At 60.6% G+C, this 17,803-nt stretch carries 15 protein-coding genes and 2 pseudogenes; 9 read left to right on the forward strand and 8 right to left on the reverse strand.

Translation table 11 applies throughout. The annotated features are described in order from the left end of the window. Positions 1-216, reverse strand: a 216-nt coding sequence (locus PH547_RS32520; RefSeq protein WP_285170276.1) for a transposase family protein, incomplete at its 3' end; no start/stop codon positions are given. Here PH547_RS32520 and PH547_RS32525 point away from each other — a divergent pair. Further along, a complete protein-coding gene (locus PH547_RS32525) occupies positions 215-535 on the forward strand; it encodes a DsbA family protein (protein WP_028755235.1) in 321 nt (106 codons plus the stop codon). The two genes, PH547_RS32520 and PH547_RS32525, sit on opposite strands and share 2 nt — an antisense overlap. 63 nt (positions 536-598) lie before the next feature. On the opposite strand, the pseudogene PH547_RS32530 reads toward PH547_RS32525, so the two are convergent. Further along, positions 599-937, reverse strand: a pseudogene (locus PH547_RS32530) (carboxymuconolactone decarboxylase family protein). A 498-nt stretch (positions 938-1,435) separates the two neighbouring features. Here PH547_RS32530 and PH547_RS32535 point away from each other — a divergent pair. From PH547_RS32535 to PH547_RS32560, 6 genes are read left to right on the forward strand one after another with little or no spacing between them, the layout of a single operon-like run. Then, entirely contained in the window at positions 1,436-3,220 is a 1,785-nt protein-coding gene (locus PH547_RS32535) for a hypothetical protein (RefSeq protein ID WP_184806179.1), read from the forward strand. Continuing rightward, positions 3,220-3,780, forward strand: coding sequence for a nickel pincer cofactor biosynthesis protein LarC2 (gene larC2 / locus PH547_RS32540; RefSeq protein WP_184806176.1), 561 nt, complete (start codon positions 3,220-3,222; stop codon positions 3,778-3,780). Before PH547_RS32535 ends, larC2 begins: the two co-directional genes overlap by 1 nt. After that, the gene (gene larC / locus PH547_RS32545) at positions 3,764-5,068 is read left to right on the forward strand and encodes a nickel pincer cofactor biosynthesis protein LarC (RefSeq protein WP_004112726.1); all 1,305 of its coding nucleotides are present in this window, start codon (positions 3,764-3,766) and stop codon (positions 5,066-5,068) included. The genes larC2 and larC overlap by 17 nt, the downstream gene beginning before the upstream one ends. Beyond that, positions 5,065-5,871, forward strand: a complete 807-nt coding sequence (gene larE / locus PH547_RS32550; protein WP_210320796.1) for an ATP-dependent sacrificial sulfur transferase LarE — start codon at positions 5,065-5,067, stop codon at positions 5,869-5,871. The genes larC and larE overlap by 4 nt, the downstream gene beginning before the upstream one ends. Further along, a complete protein-coding gene (gene larB, locus PH547_RS32555; RefSeq protein WP_004112720.1) occupies positions 5,868-6,566 on the forward strand; it encodes a nickel pincer cofactor biosynthesis protein LarB in 699 nt (232 codons plus the stop codon). Before larE ends, larB begins: the two co-directional genes overlap by 4 nt. Continuing rightward, entirely contained in the window at positions 6,559-7,605 is a 1,047-nt protein-coding gene (locus tag PH547_RS32560) for a HoxN/HupN/NixA family nickel/cobalt transporter (protein WP_184806173.1), read from the forward strand. Before larB ends, PH547_RS32560 begins: the two co-directional genes overlap by 8 nt. Positions 7,606-8,018: 413 nt before the next feature. On the opposite strand, the gene PH547_RS32565 is transcribed toward PH547_RS32560, so the two are convergent. The 6 genes from PH547_RS32565 to PH547_RS32590 all read right to left on the reverse strand — a co-directional run bounded on the left by PH547_RS32565 (position 8,019) and on the right by PH547_RS32590 (position 15,712). Further along, on the reverse strand, positions 8,019-9,938 hold the full coding sequence (locus PH547_RS32565) for a methyl-accepting chemotaxis protein (RefSeq protein WP_065091863.1): 1,920 nt from the start codon (positions 9,936-9,938) through the stop codon (positions 8,019-8,021). A gap of 172 nt (positions 9,939-10,110) precedes the next feature. After that, on the reverse strand, positions 10,111-11,277 hold the full coding sequence (locus tag PH547_RS32570) for an ABC transporter ATP-binding protein (RefSeq protein WP_004112713.1): 1,167 nt from the start codon (positions 11,275-11,277) through the stop codon (positions 10,111-10,113). A 77-nt stretch (positions 11,278-11,354) separates the two neighbouring features. Beyond that, the gene (locus PH547_RS32575) at positions 11,355-12,380 is read right to left on the reverse strand and encodes a Gfo/Idh/MocA family protein (RefSeq protein ID WP_065091862.1); all 1,026 of its coding nucleotides are present in this window, start codon (positions 12,378-12,380) and stop codon (positions 11,355-11,357) included. Positions 12,381-12,410: 30 nt separating this feature from the next. Continuing rightward, entirely contained in the window at positions 12,411-13,241 is an 831-nt protein-coding gene (locus PH547_RS32580) for a carbohydrate ABC transporter permease (RefSeq protein ID WP_004112708.1), read from the reverse strand. Position 13,242: 1 nt separating this feature from the next. Next, positions 13,243-14,172: a carbohydrate ABC transporter permease gene (locus PH547_RS32585; RefSeq protein WP_065091861.1), complete on the reverse strand. Its 930-nt coding sequence runs from the start codon at positions 14,170-14,172 to the stop codon at positions 13,243-13,245. A gap of 73 nt (positions 14,173-14,245) precedes the next feature. Then, complete coding sequence (locus PH547_RS32590; RefSeq protein ID WP_065091860.1) at positions 14,246-15,712, reverse strand: ABC transporter substrate-binding protein; 1,467 nt, start codon at positions 15,710-15,712, stop codon at positions 14,246-14,248. Between the two features lie 271 nt (positions 15,713-15,983). Between PH547_RS32590 and PH547_RS32595 the strand changes: the two genes are divergently transcribed. Both PH547_RS32595 and PH547_RS32600 read left to right on the forward strand, forming a co-directional pair. Beyond that, on the forward strand, positions 15,984-17,237 hold the full coding sequence (locus PH547_RS32595) for an ROK family transcriptional regulator (RefSeq protein ID WP_004112704.1): 1,254 nt from the start codon (positions 15,984-15,986) through the stop codon (positions 17,235-17,237). Between the two features lie 354 nt (positions 17,238-17,591). Then, a pseudogene (locus PH547_RS32600) lies at positions 17,592-17,803 on the forward strand (IS630 family transposase); the annotation flags it as partial.

Raw genomic sequence — 17,803 nt, forward strand, 5'->3', positions numbered from 1 at the left:
ATGGTGATAGGGAAGAAACCGACGTAAAAACGCCAGGTTATCCTCCCCCCATTCGACGATCTCGTCAAAATCGTCGCATGCGCCGATCGTCCCGCAAACGACCAGAAGAAGCACCTCGGGTAACGGATGGGCGACCCGCCATTGCTCCCGCTCATCCTCAACGAGACTAAAATGGTCCAGCAAAACCCGCAGCCGCGGGCGATCGTCTTCAAACATGTCGGCCTCCAAATCACCGACACTCTTGAATCACACCCAAACCGTTCAGGGAAGAAACGTTAACCCGAGTTCAGAGCCGTGCATCGAACAGACACTGCGTGAAATCGGACGCTCCGTTGGGATCGACAAAGACGTGTTCAACAGGGCAGTGGCGGACCAGGCCATCCTTGAGCGTCTGAACAAGCTCACCGACCAGGCGACTGACGAATTCGAGGTAGAGGGAACGCCTCCCTTCTTCGTCAACGGCAAGAAAATCACTGGGGCGCCGAGCCTTGAGGAGATGCGCAGCGCAATTGCCGCTGCTCTGAATGGGCATTGACCTCCCATTTGGTTGACTGGCGGAGAAGGCCCATTCCTTCTCCGCACTTCCTTCGTATCGTGCTCAGCCGGCGACGGTATCGAAGGCATCCAGCACGCGCGACGAATAAACCAAAGCTGCACCGGCGTTGAGCGCAATCGCGACCCCAAGTGCCTCGGCAATTTACTCCCGCGTGGCGCCGACTTTCGCTGCTTCGGACGTATGGCTGGCGATGCAGCCGTCACAACGCGTGGTCACCGCAACGGCAAGGGCGATCAGTTCCCGGGTTTTGGCGTCCAACCGACCGCTCTTCTGACCTGCGCCACCGAGGGTACGAACGCCCTCAAGTGTCGCCGGCGAAAGCCGGCCAAGTTCGGTTACGCGTGAGGACAGTTCCTGCCGGTATTTTTCCCAGTCGAGCATTAGAAAGTTCTCCGTGAATTTGGGCTGATGCAACGCGATGTAAGAGCCGCAGCCTTCATCTTTGGTCAGGCCGCGACCACATCTCGGAAAGGAGTATGGAGAAAACTTCATCAACTGAAATGGTATGATTTCACGAACCCATGAGCACCAATCATGCTTGTTGCCGGACAACCCTTGGACAGAGAGACCGCGAGTTGGAGAGACGACCTTGAGCGGCGGCCCAAATACGCGAAGCCGAATGGGCCCGCATTGTCTGCGGGGGCTTCAGAAATATTAACAGGGCAGCGCGCCATTATGAATGTTGCTCATGGAGACATGAGATAGTGCCACTTATCGCAATAATGACCCTGTGATATTCCCTGACGTTACCTGCGCGCCGCGCATACGGCAGATCGACGGACGGTGCGCGCTCGTTGCGAGAAAAGCCGCTGGCTGATTTCGACGCTCGGCTGTTGCGGATCATGATCGCTGCCCGCCGGAAATAAAGGGAGAGGACCAATGTCGAGATTTTCGGCCGAACGCGAGAAGGTGATTCTGGCTTCGGTCATGGCGGCCAATGCCAATCCCGGCTGGTTGACCAGCGATCGCGTCGAGGCCCTGACCGGCGGCCATGGCATGCTCAACATCCCGGTCGTTGCAGTCTGCAACGTCATCGCGGCCGAACTGCGTCGTGGCATAAGCCCGGAAGTCAAGTTCGCCGATGCCGTGCGCCAGCCGATCGATGACCTTCTGACCAAGAGCATTGCTGTCGCCACGGCAGCCGGCGCCGACGGCGCCAATGCGGCGCTGATCGCGGCAACGCTGCTCTATCTCTGCGGCGCCAACGCCCAGGTCGGCATTCCTGCCGGTAACCGCAAGCTCGGCTCTTCGGCGCGCATGATCGCTGGCGTCAGCCGCTCCGGCCTTGCCGCCGTGCCGACGGCGAAGATGAACAACAAGATCTCGGGTTTCGCCGCCGTTGCGGCCGTCTACGAAGCCATGATGAAGGGGGAGCTCTCGCCGGTCCAGGGCCGTGACATTCCGGAAGGCGTGGGCGGCGGCGTGATGGTCGGCCACGGCGCGCTGGGCGAGGATTTGATTTTTCCCGGCATGGCCGAACGAGGGGCTGCCATCGGGACCAAGGCGATGATGGACGCTATGTCCGGCGCCGGCATGCCCAGCCAGAAGTTCCTCTCAGCCCTTTTTGGCGCGGCGGCGATCCTGGAAATCATCCATTCGGATGCCGACGTGGCCGAGGAATATGGCCCCTACGGCAAGGTCACCAGTGCTTTCGTCGCGGGGCGATCCGCCGTTCGCACCGCCGGCCTGCCCGAGAAAATACATGTCCGCATCACCGGCAAGGAAGTCGAGACCGCACGGCTGATCGGCGATCTCGGCCTGATCCTCAAGGATATCGGCGGGCCGACCGTGATCGGCATCATGGCGCTTGATGAAATCGTCTCGGTCTTCGAAGAAGGGATCTGCGGCGCGGGCGCGGGTCCCGTCAATCCGCCGCTCGGCCATATCTGCGGCGATGCGGTCATTGCGCTGATGTGTCTGTTGCAGGATGGTTCGACGGAACAGAGCGTGGCGCGCGCGCTACGTGCCCGTCGCCTTGGCTTCAGCTTTGATCCGGAAACTGCGATGGTGGCGATGAACATCGTTGCCCGCAAGGCGACGCAGATCTGCAACGGGCCGGTCACCGATGCAATGATCATGTCCTCCACCCCCATGGTCACCAAGGCGCTGCATGCCCGTGCGGCGCGCAGCTATGACGATCTCATGGCGGGCAGGAGCGTCGGCGAGATCGTCCGCGCGATGGACGAGGAGCGCCAGCTACTGGTGGAGACACGCGGGTCGGAATTCCTGAGCAAGGTGAAGGGTACCAATATCAAGGTTCATTTCACCAGGATCAGCAAGGGTGCGCGGCGATCGAGCAAGATGGCGGCGCGCTGGCTTGCCTTCGATCCGGCGCTCGACGCCGAAGTCACCGTCGGCGACGAGACGATCCATATGGAAGGCATCATCAACGCCGTGATCCCCGAAGTCGCGCAGGGCATCGGCAAGGAACGCGCGCCGTTCCTCACCGCACTTGCGCCGATCGCCAGCGAACTGCTGCTCGCCGGCAATGTAATTATGAACGTCACCATCCCGGCCGTCGTCGCCGCCGCCATGGGCAAGATGAGTGCGTCGGATGCGACGGGCGAAGCCCAGTCGGCAGGCCTGATTTCCGCCGGCATTCCCGGCACCAAGACCAAGGCAGAGGCAGCCGCCCTGGTCGCCGTCGAATCCATGGCGTTCTGATGGCGGGCGGCGTCATCCTCCTGATGGCCCAGATCGATGACGCGCCGGGCGAGTTGCTCGGGCACGTCATCGAGAAGATGGGCGAGATGGGCGCCAAGAATGTCCAGCTCCTTCCGAGTCTGGGCAAGAAGGGCCGCCCGTCCTATGTCCTGCTGGTTGACATAAACGCCGAAGACGAGCCGGACTTCGCCGGCCTGCTGGTCGGTGACCTCGGAATCTGGGGCTATCGGGCTCTCGAATCCCAATACAAGCATTTCGACATCAGGCGTTATCGGACGCAACTTCGGCTAACGTGGAACGGCGGTGAACAAAGCTTTCCGCTGCGCCTCAAACGCATCCTGAGCGAGGGCGTGTTCATGCGGGCCAAGGCCGAACATGACGACCTCGTGGCGATTGCGGAGCAGATGAAAGATCGTCTGCCTATACCGGTCGCAGTGCTGAAGGCGGCGATCGAGACCAGCGTCGGATCGGCAGAACCTGGCGAGACCCTGCACGTCGACCTGTCCGGTTGGCAGCATTCGGAATGTAAGGAGGTTGGGTCTCATGCATATCCATCTTGATGTTCTGGGCGGCATTGCTGGCGATATGTTCGTCGCCGCGATGTTGGACGCATGGCCCGAGCTGGTTGGAACGGTAGAGAGAAATCTTCGTCTGGCAGGTCTGGACGAAGACGTGCAGGCGGTCTTTCGGGCACACAATGATGGCGTGCTGACCGGCAGCCGCTTTGACGTCACGAAGACCGGCTCCGAACAGGAAGCTTCCGGTCCTGATCCTCATCGCCATTCTCAAGGACATGGCCATGCGCATCATCATCACCATGACGAACATGGACATGCTCATCCTCATGAGGAGCATGTCCATAATGGCGACCACAGCCACAGCCACCACCATCACCACACCCATTGGCGCGACCTTCGCGCCATGCTCGACGGCAGCCGTTTGCCGGAGGGCGTCAAGCGCGCGGCCATAGCCATCTTCCACGAACTCGCCGTGGCCGAAGCCGCAGTACACGGCAGAAACGTCGGTGACGTAGCTTTCCATGAAGTCGGCAACTGGGATTCGATTGCCGATATCGTGGCGGCAGCTACGTTGATCGACGCTGTTGGGGCCAAAAGCTGGTCGGTGGGTTCGTTGCCGATCGGGCGAGGCTGGGTCGAGACCGATCACGGGCGACTGCCCGTTCCCGCTCCCGCCACGACTCTTTTGTTGCGCGGGTTTGCCTTTCATGATGACGGTCGCCACGGTGAGCGCATCACGCCGACGGGAGCGGCGATCCTGTCCCATCTCTCGCCCGCGACAAGCCTCGGGTCGTCGCCTCGACTGCTCGAACGCACCGGTATCGGCTTCGGCACAAGACGCCTGCCCGGCATGAGCAACGTGCTTCGCATCCTGGCGTTCACCGAGGAGGGTGCAGCACAGGATCGGGTCGGCGTCATCCAGTTCGACATCGACGACCAGACCGGCGAGGAACTGGCCGTCGCCCTCGACCTTGTTCGCGCGGCCGAAGGTGTGATCGACGTGACCCAGACGCCGACCTTCGGCAAGAAGGGCCGCATGATGGCCTCGGTTCAGGTTCTCGCGCGCGTGGATGCGATCGACGCAATCGGAGCGCTCTGCCTGCGGCAGACCACGACGCTTGGCCTGCGCAGCCGGATCGAAGCGCGCACGGTCCTGCCGCGACAGTCGGTGACAACCGAGGACGGGATAAGGGTGAAGCTCGCCGACCGGCCCGGTGGGATGACGGCCAAGGCGGAAATGGACGACGCCCAAGGCGTTGATCGGAGCCACAAAGCCCGCGCCGAATTGCGCCGCCGGGCCGAAGCTGAGGCGCTGGAGCAAAAGTCATGATCGCGAAGGAAACCTCTCTCGCCCGTCTCAATGCCGTGTTCGACAGCGCCCGGCACGCGGCCGTGGCTGTCTCCGGCGGCGTCGACAGTATGACGCTCGCGTTTGTGGCGCATCGTCGGATGGGAGCTGACGTGATCATGTTCCACGCCGCCTCGGCCGCCGTTCCCCTGAGCGCCACCGAACGGGTCAAAGACTATGCAGCCCGTCATGGCTGGGACCTACGGATCATCGATGCGGGGGAATTTGCCGACGAACGTTATCTCGCCAATCCCTCGAACCGCTGCTTCTTCTGCAAGTCCAATCTCTACGGCACCCTGTCTTCGCTTTCGGCAGCGCAGCTCTTTTCCGGCACGAACACGGACGATCTTGGCGATTGGCGCCCTGGCCTCAAGGCGGCCGAAGCCAATGGTGTACGTCATCCCTTTGTCGAGGCCGGCATGTCCAAGGCAGATGTCCGTGCCATGGCGTCCGCCTATGATCTTGCTGACCTCGCCGAACTGCCTTCAGCGCCCTGCCTGTCGAGCCGCGTTGAGACGGCTCTCAGGATCGAACCCGAGATCTTGCAAGCCATCGATCGGGTCGAGATGCTGCTGCGGCGCGAGCTCTCGCCGGGAACGGTGCGCTGCAGGGTGCGGCAAACCGGGGTGGTTGTCGAACTCGATGAACCGACGCTGTCGAAACTCTCTGGCGATAGTCGCGCGCGCCTCGTGGGGCAGATTTCAGAGGCGTTCGGTAGTCGACGGCCGATCGATTTCCAGGCATACGCCCGAGGCAGCGCCTTTTTGCGGGAGCGAAATTCATGAACGAAGAAGTCCGGCTGGATTTCCAGCGCACAGAGCGCGTGGGATTCGATGAGGCAGTACTCTGCGCCCGGAAATCCGATGCGCAGCTTGCCACGATCATGGACCGCGTTTTAGAGCGCGGCACACGCTGTCTGTTGACGCGCCTCGAGGCGGAGGTCTTTGGTCGCCTCGCGCCGGCCTATCTTGAACGATTGGACTACGACCCCATCTCGCGGACAGCATTCCTGAATTGGACCCCGCCTGCCGAACAGCAAGCACCCGATATCGCCGTCGTGTCGGCCGGAAGTTCGGACATGCCCCAGGCCGCCGAGGTCTTGCGAACGCTGGCTTATCTCGGCGCCCCGACCAGACAGTTCATCGACATCGGCGTCGCAGGCCTATGGCGGTTACTGGAGCGGGTCGAGGAATTGCGGACTTTTCCCGTTATCGTCGCGGTTGCAGGCATGGACGGCGCTCTTCCCAGCGTGCTCGGCGGGCTCGTTCCCGGCGTGATCATCTGTCTTCCGACATCGACCGGGTACGGCGTGTCGAACGGAGGAGAAACCGCCCTGCACGCGGCACTCGCCTCATGCGCGCCCGGACTGACCGTCGTAAACATCGACAATGGCTACGGCGCCGCCTGTGCGGCGTTCCGAGCGCTCAGCATGGTCCGGCGGGTGTCTGTTCAAGATGGCAAGGGACGTCCGAATGCGTAGCCCTTTCGATGACGAACCGCTTTACGCCAAAACAAAAATTGCCATCGTTTATGCCTTGCTGGTCGCAGCCAACGTCCTGGCTTGGATCTGGGCTTGGACTTCGTTCTCCGATCGACCGGCACTGCTTGGCATGGCCCTTGTCGCCTATATGCTCGGTGTCCGTCACGCGTTTGATGCAGACCATATCGCCGCGATCGACAATGTCGTGCGCAAGCTTATGCACGAGGGTCGGCAGCCGTTTTCGGTTGGATTCTTCTTTTCGCTCGGCCATTCCAGCATCGTCGTTCTGGCGTCGCTTGCCGTTGCCATCACCGCCTATGCAATGCAGAGCCAGACTGAGGGTTTCCACGACATTGGCGGCGTAATCGGCACATCCGTCTCAGCACTGTTCCTGCTGGTGATCGGAATTGCCAATCTCGTTATCCTGAAACCTATCTGGGACGCCTTTTCGCGAGCGCGGCGTGGCGAGGAAATTGTCGATGAGGACCTTGATGCGCTGCTGGCTGGACGAGGCTTGCTGGCCCGCGTTTTTCGCCGCACCTTCAAGGTGGTCACACGCTCCTGGCATATGTATCCGATCGGCTTTCTCTTAGGCCTCGGCTTCGACACCCCCACGGAAATCGCTTTGCTGGGCGTTTCAGCTTCGCAGGCCGCGCAAGGCTTGTCGTTCTGGACGATCCTTGTGTTCCCGGCCCTCTTCACAGCCGGCATGTCGCTGATGGATACGACGGACAGCGCTCTGATGACGGGCGCCTACGGCTGGGCCCTTATGAACCCCGCCCGCAAGCTCTGGTACAATCTGACGGTCACCGCCGCCTCGGTGATTGTCGCGATCTTAATCGGAGGCGCAGAAGCGCTCGGCCTGATTTCCGACAAGCTCGGCTTGCGGGGCACTTTGTGGGAGGCAATCGCCACCTTTAACGACAGCCTTGAAAATCTCGGCTTTGGTGTCGTGGGCATCTTCATCGCGAGTTGGGTCGTTTCGGCAATGATCTATCGCATGAAAGGCTATGACCGCATTCACGCGAACGTATCTTGAGAAGGGAACGTACTCGACCCAAGCGAAGCACGCCGCCATATTTGCCGTGAGATCAATGTAACGGTCGATGGAAGTTCATCTTCCTCAGCGCGTCCTCTATAGAGCTCGCGCCGACCGAGGTGACCGCCTGCTCAAGATAGGATCGGATGTCTGCCTCGCTCTTTCCTTCCAACAACGCGATTTCTGCGATGCTTCTGCCGAGCGCTATCCACAGCAGGCAAGACCTTTCAATCGGTGAGAGTATCCATTTGGGCATCAAACACCTTTTGCGAACTGATCACCTCGTCCGTGGAATCCTGGCTCGCCAACCTGTTCGAAGGCCGCTTGCAACTTACGACCTGTCCGCCCAGGCCATAACCATTCAGAAACGCACCGATGCCTAGGGCGCGACCGCTTAGGAGCGGGCCGTCGTATCAATGCTCGGCAACCTTGCGTGAGCCCTCCAAAGCACCCTTGACATCAGCGACGAGACGTAGCGCGGGCGAACCTGCCGACATCGGAAGGTCGCCTGACCGCTCAAAAGCTTGCAAAAGGTCCTCAGAGGCGTCGAGCCGAAACTCGGTGACGATATCCTGCAGACGCCGGACCTCCCCTGCCAGCGATGTGCTTGCCGAAGTATATTCCTCGGCCATGGAAGCGTTTTGCTGGGTGACATGGTCCATCCGGTTCACAGCGCTGTTGATCTCCGTAAGGGCAGCGGACTGCTCGTTTGCAGACGTCGCAATGGCAGAAAGCTGGCTGCTGATCAGGCCTACCTCCTCCTCAATCTTTTCGAGCGTTCGTCCCGTTTCCTGCACCAGCTTTACCCCGGAACTCACTTCGCCCGTCGAATTGCGGATCAGTTCCTTGATCCCCTTGGCCGCCTGGGCAGATCGTTGAGCAAGTTCTCGGACTTCCTGGGCGACAACCGCAAAACCTTTGCCGGCTTCGCCGGCCCGGGATGCCTCGACGCCAGCATTCAAGGCAAGCAGGTTCGTCTGAAACGCTATCTCGTCGATGACACCGATGATATTCGCGATCTCGTTGGACGAATGTTCGATGCCCTGCATAGCCGAGATCGCCTTTGCCATCACGGCCGCAGAATTGCGTGCCGACGTATTCGCGTCCGCTGCCGCGCGGCGGGCCTCCTCGGTGCGCCTGGAGGAATTCGAAACTCCTTGTGTAACCTGATCAAGGGCGGCGGCGGTTTCCTCAAGAGAGACCGCCTGCTGCTCGGTCCGCTTGGAAAGCTCGAGGGCACTTTGGCTTATTTCCGATGTACCGCCATCGATCGCCGCAGTGGCGACTGCCACCGTCCGGAGGCCGGTTGCCAATTGCTCGCGCGCAGCGTTGAAGTCGGCGCGCAGTTGCTCGAATTCGCTGGCAAACGGTTGTTCCAGTCGGAACGTGAGGTCGCCACTGGCAAGATGCTTCAAACCTTCAGCAAGGCTGGAGGTGGCCTCCGTCATCTTGCTTACCCGCTCCCGCTCTAACTCTTCCGCACGCACACGTTCGCGCTCGCGCGCCTCGCGGCCAGCTTCGACGTCTCTTTCCATCTCGCGTGCTCGCAACCCATTGTCTTTGAATATCTGCACCGATTTCGCCATCATGCCCAGCTCGTCGCGACGATCGGTTCCTTCGACAATTGCCGAGAGATTGCCGCCCGCCAGCGTCGTCATCGTGTCGGCGATCCGCCGGATCGGCTTGACGATCCAGGCGCGAACGGCAAGCACGCCCAGAACCAGCACCGCTGCCAAAGCGATCACGGCGCCGCCCATTGCCCTTTTCGACGTATCGGAGGCCAAGGCGGAAACGTCGCTGCGCTTTTGGTCGGCATCCTCGATCATCTTGGCTGCCGCCGACTGAAATCTCGGCGATATTGCCGCGAATGCCGGTTGGCACATGCTCAGAAAGAGCTGCTGGACCATGGCGATGCTGGCCTCGCTGTCTGCCGTTCGGCCAACAGCGATTGCCGCACCGCATGTCGTCGTCAAGATTGCGAACCCATCCGTCTTCAACGGCGGCAAGTCGGCTTGCGCCGGTAACGCGGCGATCGCCAGATCCATGGAGGCGACGAAGCTTTCCTGCGCCTCCTTGAGGCTTTCTTCAGCACGCACCCTGCCGTCTTTGGAGCGCGCCATGATCATGTCGCCGATATTGGCGCGGGCTGTCTGGAGGCTTCGGTTGGATTGGGCCAGGTGAAGGGCGGCGGCTGCGTTCTTTGTCAGGAGGTCGGTGTAGGCTGCGTCGATCCTGAACAACTCCCGGGTCTCGTAGAGGGAGAGGCCGAGGGCCACCAGCCCGAACATGCCGACAACGACGAAGAACTTGCCAACGATTGGAACGTGTTTCACACGCCACTCCCCTTTGAGATGATGTTGATATCCGCGTTCGCAAACACGGGGTTCCAAAAAGCCAGCCACTAAAAAAAGGGGCTGCCGCCGAGACCTGAACGACGACAGCCCCAGTCGCCCTGGGAGGCAGGCAAGACGACCGGAAATCCGAGCGCTTGCTCGTTTCATCCGGTCAGTCGCGAATGGCAGCTCCTGTTTGCGGATCGAACCAGTGCAGCTTTTCCAGATGGACGGTCAGCGGCAGGCGCTTGTTGGGCGCGGGCGTCGATACTGGCGGGATACGCGCCACCAGCCGGTTCGTGCCCTTTCGTTTGAACTCTGGCGGATCCTCCACGTCGCTGATGTCGACGGGCGGAGAGGCAATGTCGAAAAAGACGAAGGTGTCGGGGCCGAGCGCTTCGGCAACCGGGATCGGCTCGTTGAACAGCGCTTCATGCTCTTTGCACACCAGAAACATTTCCGGGCGTATCCCGGCGATCACCTGCCGTCCGGCATAGGCAGACAATGCGGCACTCGCGGGAACCGGAAACGCAATCCCGGTTCCCGCGATCGTCGCGCGCAGGCTTGCCCCGTCCGCCTCAAGGTCGGCCCGGACGAAATTCATCGCAGGCGAACCGATAAAACCGGCAACGAACAAATTCGCCGGCCGGTCGTAAAGCCGCTGCGGCGTGTCGATCTGCTGCAGGTTGCTCTCGCCGGCATCAGCGACAGGCTTCAGCACAGCAACCCTGTCACCCATCGTCATCGCTTCGACCTGGTCATGGGTGACGTAGAGCGTAGTAACGCCAAGACGCTGGTTTAAAAGCTTGAGCTCGGCCCGCATCTGGACGCGCAGCTTGGCGTCGAGATTGGACAGCGGTTCGTCCATCAGGAATGCCATCGGATGACGGACGATCGCCCGACCCATCGCGACGCGCTGTCGCTGACCGCCGGAGAGCGCGCCCGGCTTGCGGTTCAGGTATTTCGTAAGGTCGAGCATCTCGGCTGCGTCGCGCACAAGCTTCTCGATCTTGTCCTTCGGCATTTTGCGCTGCTGCAGGCCGAAGGCCATGTTCTCGTAGACCGTCATGTGCGGATACAGCGCATAGTTCTGGAATACCATCGCGATGTCGCGGTCCTGCGGCTCGGTGTTGGTGACATCCTGATCGTCCATAAGCAGCCGGCCGCTATTGAGCTGCTCGAGCCCGGCCGCCATCCGCAGAAGCGTAGATTTGCCGCAGCCCGACGGTCCGACCAGCACGACGAATTCACCGTCGCCGACCGTGAAGCTCACATTGGCGACGGCGACGGTCCCGTCCGGATAGGTTTTTCCAATCCCGTCAAAGGTCATGGACGCCATATAGTTCTTCTCCCAGTATCACGTGGCGAGGCAAGTCATCGGGTCGGATGGCGTGCCTCGTAAGATTGGTCACGCCATCAGCCGATGGTCACGGGCTTGCCGCTGGCGACGGACTCCTCAATCGCAGCCAGTACCTTGGTGTTGGCAAGCCCATCATTGGCGTCGGCAAGCAGGGGCACGCCACGCACGACGCTATCGACGAAGCGCGCGATGGATTCCTGCACGAAGCCGCCGATGCGGGTTGCACCCGTCGGCGTCATGCCGATGTAGTCGTTGAACCGCATGCCACCATCGACGATACGGCGCAGGCCGCCGCTATGGGTGGGATCAGCCTGGATCTGACCCTTTTCGCCGACGACTTCCACCTTGAAATCGACAAGCGAAGGGTTGTCGCGCGACAGGATCCAGCTGTTTTCCATGGTCACGACAGTGCCTCTGGAAAATTCGAGGATCGAGGCATGGAAATCCTTGGTGTCGACGCCGCCGGCGGCAAGCGTCCCGGAACGGGCCACGGCGTAGACGCGGGTCACCTCGTCTTCGAGGATGAAGCGCAATACATCGACCAGATGGCTGCCCAGGAACCAGAGTGCGGAGGATTTCGCGGCCCAGCTCAGCATTTCGAAGGGAACGAAGGTCGTGTTGGAAAGGCGCGCCGTGCCGTGCTTGGCAAGCCCGATTTGGCCCTCCTGGATCATGTCGCGAACCCGCGCCAGGATCGGGTTCACACGATTGTGGAAGTCGATCATCAACTTGCCCTTGGACTTTGCGGCAGCCTCGGCGATCTCTTCTGCTTCCTTGACGGTGGTCGCGAGGGGCTTTTCGCTCAAGACATGTTTGCCGGCCTTGAGCGCTGCAAGGATGATCGGTGTGTGGGTAAAGTCGGGTGTGGCGACGGACACCGCGTCGATCCGGTCGCTGGCGATGAGCTTCTGATAGTCGGTGAACGCTTCGATTGCGCCAAAACTCTCCTTCATCTTCAGCGCCCTGCCCTCGTCGAGGTCGCAGACGCCAACCAGTTCGGTCTCCGGCAGCACGTTGAAGGTGTGGGCGTGGTTATTGCCCCAAAGGCCGGCGCCGATGACGCCGATGCGAAGTTTGCTCATTTTATATGACTCCATTCAAACCGTAAAAGATCAGCCCTTCACCGAGCCGAAGGTGAGACCGCGCACGACGTAACGGTCGAAGACCAGGAAGATGATCATCGGCGGGATCATCGCGAGCACGGCGGCGGCTGCGATGTAGTTCCAGGTCACGCCGCTGGTGGCGAAATATCCGAGCGTTCCGATCGGAAGGGTGGCGGTTGAACGCGAGCTCAGCACCAGTGGGAAGGCCGCGTTGTTCCAGGCAAAGACGAAAGCGAACATCGAGGTGACAATGATCCCGGGGCGGACGATCGGCAGCGTGATGCGCCACATGATCGTGTGCCAGCGGGCGCCGTCGACGCGGGCCGCCTCCTCCAGCTCCGCCGGCACCTCGTCGATAAAGCTCTTCATCAGCCAGACCGAAAACGGGATCGTCAACGTCTGCAACACCAGCACCATCGACAAATACGAACCTTGCAGGCCGACCCGCGTGATCAACACGAAATACGGAATCAGGAAGGCAATCGGCGGCGCCATCAACAGGCCGAGATACCAGAGCATGATGTTCTTCTTGCCCCGCATCTTAAAGCGCGAGAGCGCGTAAGCGGCAGGCACCGAGAACGGCAGATTAAGCAACACCGCGCCGATCGCCACGATTAGCGAGTTCACGAGTTGCGGCGCGTTCGTGCCAGGATCGACGAGGATGTGGCGGAAGGCATCCAGCGTCGGTTCGAAGGTCACTTGCGGGGGCATCGCGAACGCTGTTTCTGCCGGCCGGATAGCGAGCGCCAGAAACCAGAGGATCGGGCCGATGAAGACCGCCAGGAACAAGAGGCCGGCGGCATAGGTGAGCGCAGTATAGAAGGTCTTGCGGCTGGCCATGTCACCACTCCTCATTGCGGAAGGCGAAGAACACGTAGAGGGCGATGATGACGTTGACGATCAGCACCGTGATCCACGTCTGGGCACTCACCAACCCGACATTGAAGTTCACCAGACCCTGTTCGTAGAGCGAATAGCCGAGTGTGCGTGTCGAGGTCCCCGGCCCGCCGCGGGTCAGCACCAGCACCGTGTCGAAGGTGTTGAAGATCTGCATGAAGCGCAGCATGACGATGATGGTCGCGGTGCGCCGGATGAGAGGCAGCTTGATGCGCATCAGGATCGTCCAGGCCGATGCGCGATCGAGACGCGCCGCCTCGATGATCTCGTCGGGAACGGAAAGCAGGCTCGCATAGAGGACGATGGCGAAGAACGGCGTCCACTGCCAGATGTCGACGAAGAGTATGGCGGCAAGCGCAGTCGTCGGTGACCCGAGGATGCCCTCCGCCGGCACCGGTAGCCAGAGCGACTGCAGCACCCAGGTCACGAGACCGCCGCCCGGATCATAAAGATAGCGAAACAGGAAGCCGACGACGATCGGCGCGATCGTGGTTGGCAGGATCAGCAGCGCGCGTACGACATTCATGCCGGGCAGCGCCTTGAGCAGCACCAGTGCGATCGCCAGGCCGAGCGAAAACTCAATCGCCGTGCCGAGCACCGAAAGGATCAGCGTGTTGGTAAGTGCGGCGCGAAAATCGAACGCATTGAGCGCCTGGACGTAATTGTCGATGCCGACGAAAGCCAAAGGCTGCGGCCCGACCTGCAAGTTCCAGAAGTAAAAGCTGGATTTGAGAGCGAAGAGCAGCGGGTAGGCGATCAGCGCCAACAGCATAATCACGGAAGGCGCGATCAACAGGTAAGGCAGGTTGCGGCGGACGAAGCCGCGCCGGACGGGCGTAAGCGTTGGCAAGGAGCGAATGGCTGTCGTGTGCATCGTCGAAGTCCAGTTCTTCTTGGCGGATGACCGCCGGCGCGAGCGTTGCCGCGCCGGCCCGAGAAGAATTCCATTACGCCTTGCCGAGCTTGCCGATCAGCGCCTTGGCGCCGTCGAGCGTGTCAGCGTAGCTTTCCTTCTGGTAGGGGATCATCAGATTGCCCTTGAGGATGCTTTCGAAGAGGCTGTTGGCGCGCTCCAGCGCGGTCTTCGGATCTTCGCTGCCGGTCAGAAGCTGGTTGAGCGTCAGGCCGAGCACACTTTCGACCGCGGTATAACCCGGAACCGGCGGACGCGTTATCTTGCCGTTGCCCTGCTTCATCATGTCGTACTGGACATCGAGGTATGAATAGATCTTCTTGACGTCCGCGTCTTCGTAGAGCGACTTGCGGGCAAAATCCGAGAACTGGAAATTGAGGTCCGGCCACTCAGCCATCTTCTTCTGGGTCGCCTTTGACGTCGCCCACTTTATGAAGGCGTAACCGTTGTCCTGCCGGTCGGAACTCGACGGGACGCCAAGGCTCCAGCCGCCGAGGCTGACTGTCTGCGCCACGCCATCTGCCTTCGGCAGGGCTGCGGTCGCATACTTTTCCATGACATCGGACTTCTTGCCCGTCATGTAGCCGGAGTTCTTGACCAGGTAGAAATACGGCGTCCACCAGTAGAACATGCCGATATCGCCCTTGGCGAAACGGGTGCCGGCATCGAACCAGACGTAATTGATCGCCTCGGGCGGCGAGAGCTTGTAAAGCTGCCGGTAGACCTCGAGCGACTTTGACCAGGCAGGACCTGTGAGCTGCGGCGAGAAGTCCCACGGTGCGCCGGGGAAGGATTTGAACCAGTTCGCGCCGTGACTGGCGGAAAGCTGGGTGAACATATGGGTGATCGGGGACGGCTGCGATCCGCAGATCACCGTCGGGAAGAGCGGCTTGCCACCGAAGGACTTGCCTTCGAGCGACTTCAGCGTCTCGATGTACTTCGTCCATGTCCAGTCTTCAGAGGCCTTTGTCGGTGGCGCGGCGATGCCGAAGCTGTCGAAGATGTCCTTGCGGTACATCACCCCTTGCGCATAGGCCGCAACCGGCAGTGTGGCGATCTGCCCGCGCCACATGTTCGACGAATAGAGGACCTCGGGAATGAAGTCGGCGAGATCGATATCGCTATCCTTGGCGATGTAGTCGTTGAGCGAGATGATCCAGCCGTTGTCGAGATACTGCCCGAGCCACATCTGGTCGACCGCGATGACGTCCGCGTCCGACGTCTTGGCGACGAAGGCCGAGACAAGGCGGGTCTGCAACGCGTCGTAAGAGAGGCTTTCGAGCTCGACCTTGATGCCCGTTTCCTTTTCGAATTCCGGGATCATGGCTTTCATCGAGAAGAAGAATGGATCTTCGACCGACAGAACGCGTATGGTCTTCGCGTCTTGGGCAGACGCACGCCGTGGCGCGACAAGCGCGCCCGCGCTCGATGCCAAGAGAGCGGCGACAGATGCCGACTTCAGCATGTTCCGGCGCGACATATTTCCAATATCGAATGTCATGTGGTGCCTCCTCAGTTGTTCTTAAATCCAACCTCATCCGACCACGGGAAACCTTCACGGCGCCGAGCTCGAGTTCGATTGTTACCCCTCATCTGCCATTGCCAACAGTTTGTTTGTACTTCGCACAAACTTATGGTACTGTCAAGAAGGTGCGTTCGGGCGTTCCCGCGGCTAAAGCCTCCGCATCTGTTGCGGTAAGCCATCAAGCGCCATCTGGTCGAGCAAGCGCTCTCAAGCTAGAACGACGGGGCTGGCAAATCGGAGATGCAAGTTGAAGTTCGAGAATCAGCCATCCTATTCGCTGGGGCAGCGCGGTCCCAACAAGGACACGCTTGCTGGCGAAAGTGGCAATGTAAGGCTCGTTTCGCAGTCGACCCTCGGCGAGATCAATCGCGGTCGGGTGCTGCAGGCGTTGTACGACAACGGTCCGAAAAGCCGCGCCGAGCTTGCCCGTCTGGCGGGCGTCAATCGCACGACGATCACGGGAATCGTCCAGCCGATGATCGAGGAGGGCCTGCTCGTCGAAGGCGACGCAGTGCCCTCAGACTTCAAGGGCGGTAAGCCGGCGCGTCCGATCTATTTCAATCCTGAAGCACCAATGCTAGGCGCCGTGCTTCTCTTGCCCGGCAGGATCCAGACATGCCTTGTGACGCTCAGCGGCGATATCAAAGCCCTCACCAAAGCGCAATTCGATCCGCATGGCGATAGGGGTGCGTTCCTGGCGATCATCAAGGACACCTTGTCCGCGACGCTTTCCCAAGCCCACCAGGCACCGTTCGGGATCGGCATCGCCTCGGGGGGCATGATCGACAGCGACAACGGGGTGATCCTCGCCGTCAATCTTGCGCCCGTTCTGACTGGCCTCCACTTGGTCGATATCCTGCAGGCGCATTTCTCATTGCCTGTTGTCATCGACCATCATCCGCGCGCGCTTCTCGTTGGCGACCGGTGGTTCGGGCCGGGACGGGGCCAACAAAACTTCGCGGCGATCTATACCGGTGAGGTATTGGGCGGCGCTTTCTACATCGACGGACGGGTCTACCGGGGCCTTGCCGGCTCCGGCGGCGAACTAGGCCATACCGTCGTGCAAATCGATGGGGAACTCTGCAATTGCGGCAAGCACGGATGCTGGGAAACAGTCGCCGCCCTACCCTGGCTGCGGCGTGAAGCGGCCCGACTTGGCTTCGCAAACCCTGAAAGCGTCACCTGTGCTCGCCTCGTCAAAGAGGCAGCAGAAGGCGCCGAAGCTGCGAATGGTCTGCTGGACCGCTATACCAGAAACGTCGCCTTCGGGATCCTCAACCTGCAGCAGACCCTGTCACTCAACTCCTATGTGCTGCATGGGGACATTGCAGGCGGCGGCGCGGACGCGGCCGAACGCGTCAGGCAACATGTCGAACGGTTGGTCAAGAAGCGACCGAACCAGGAGATTTCGATCACGCTGAATGGCATCGGAGAAGGTCATACGGCATTGCGAGGGGCCGCTGGCTTGGTCTTGTCCAGCCACCTGAAGCTCGTCATCTAGGCGGGATACGATCCCGGCGGCGAAACGGCCAACGACGCGGCTGAGCCATTGTGGTTTCAATTGTCGGGAGGTCACAAAACTATCGATCTCGCCGCACAAGCGGGCCGCTCGCGCTTTGTCTGGGAGGGGTCTTTCTCCAGCACAATCTCGGATACCCAATGAAAGTTCCGTGAGGCAATCGATAAGGGCGTAAGGGCCAATCATGGTCTGCGTATTGCTTCAAGTAGCGGCTGCTTGATCGCTTGATCGGATTGCTATCCCAGCGGCTCTTATACCGCGTCCCGTTTAACTTGACTCTTTGGCCTTCCCAAAACGCGGTGAATCTGAATCTCTGGAGCAAACCGGAGGTCTGCGATGCGATCAGGGATTTCATTGCGTGAGGATTTTGACGGAGAAGGTCTGCGGCGGCTGGCGCGGCAGACGAAGGACGCCGCCCAGGCACGACGTTTGTTGGCGCTCGCGTCGATCTATGACGGAGGCTCGCGTTCCGATGCCGCCCGTCTCGGCAATGTCACGCTCCAGATCGTTCGGGACTGGGTCATGCGCTTCAACGAGCGTGGTCCCCA

Source organism: Rhizobium cerradonense (assembly GCF_030182455.1).
Lineage (GTDB): Bacteria > Pseudomonadota > Alphaproteobacteria > Rhizobiales > Rhizobiaceae > Rhizobium.

What these genes read in the sequence shown, in the direction of transcription:
- PH547_RS32590 (WP_065091860.1), bottom strand. Translation starts at nt 15,712, where the DNA reads ATGACATTCGATATTGGAAATATGTCGCGCCGGAACATGCTGAAGTCG.
- PH547_RS32575 (WP_065091862.1), bottom strand. Translation starts at nt 12,380, where the DNA reads ATGAGCAAACTTCGCATCGGCGTCATCGGCGCCGGCCTTTGGGGCAAT.
- larC (WP_004112726.1), top strand. Translation starts at nt 3,764, where the DNA reads ATGCATATCCATCTTGATGTTCTGGGCGGCATTGCTGGCGATATGTTC.
- PH547_RS32535 (WP_184806179.1), top strand. Translation starts at nt 1,436, where the DNA reads ATGTCGAGATTTTCGGCCGAACGCGAGAAGGTGATTCTGGCTTCGGTC.
- larB (WP_004112720.1), top strand. Translation starts at nt 5,868, where the DNA reads ATGAACGAAGAAGTCCGGCTGGATTTCCAGCGCACAGAGCGCGTGGGA.
- PH547_RS32585 (WP_065091861.1), bottom strand. Translation starts at nt 14,172, where the DNA reads ATGCACACGACAGCCATTCGCTCCTTGCCAACGCTTACGCCCGTCCGG.
- PH547_RS32580 (WP_004112708.1), bottom strand. Translation starts at nt 13,241, where the DNA reads ATGGCCAGCCGCAAGACCTTCTATACTGCGCTCACCTATGCCGCCGGC.
- larC2 (WP_184806176.1), top strand. Translation starts at nt 3,220, where the DNA reads ATGGCGGGCGGCGTCATCCTCCTGATGGCCCAGATCGATGACGCGCCG.
- PH547_RS32560 (WP_184806173.1), top strand. Translation starts at nt 6,559, where the DNA reads ATGCGTAGCCCTTTCGATGACGAACCGCTTTACGCCAAAACAAAAATT.
- PH547_RS32525 (WP_028755235.1), top strand. Translation starts at nt 215, where the DNA reads ATGTCGGCCTCCAAATCACCGACACTCTTGAATCACACCCAAACCGTT.
- larE (WP_210320796.1), top strand. Translation starts at nt 5,065, where the DNA reads ATGATCGCGAAGGAAACCTCTCTCGCCCGTCTCAATGCCGTGTTCGAC.
- PH547_RS32570 (WP_004112713.1), bottom strand. Translation starts at nt 11,277, where the DNA reads ATGGCGTCCATGACCTTTGACGGGATTGGAAAAACCTATCCGGACGGG.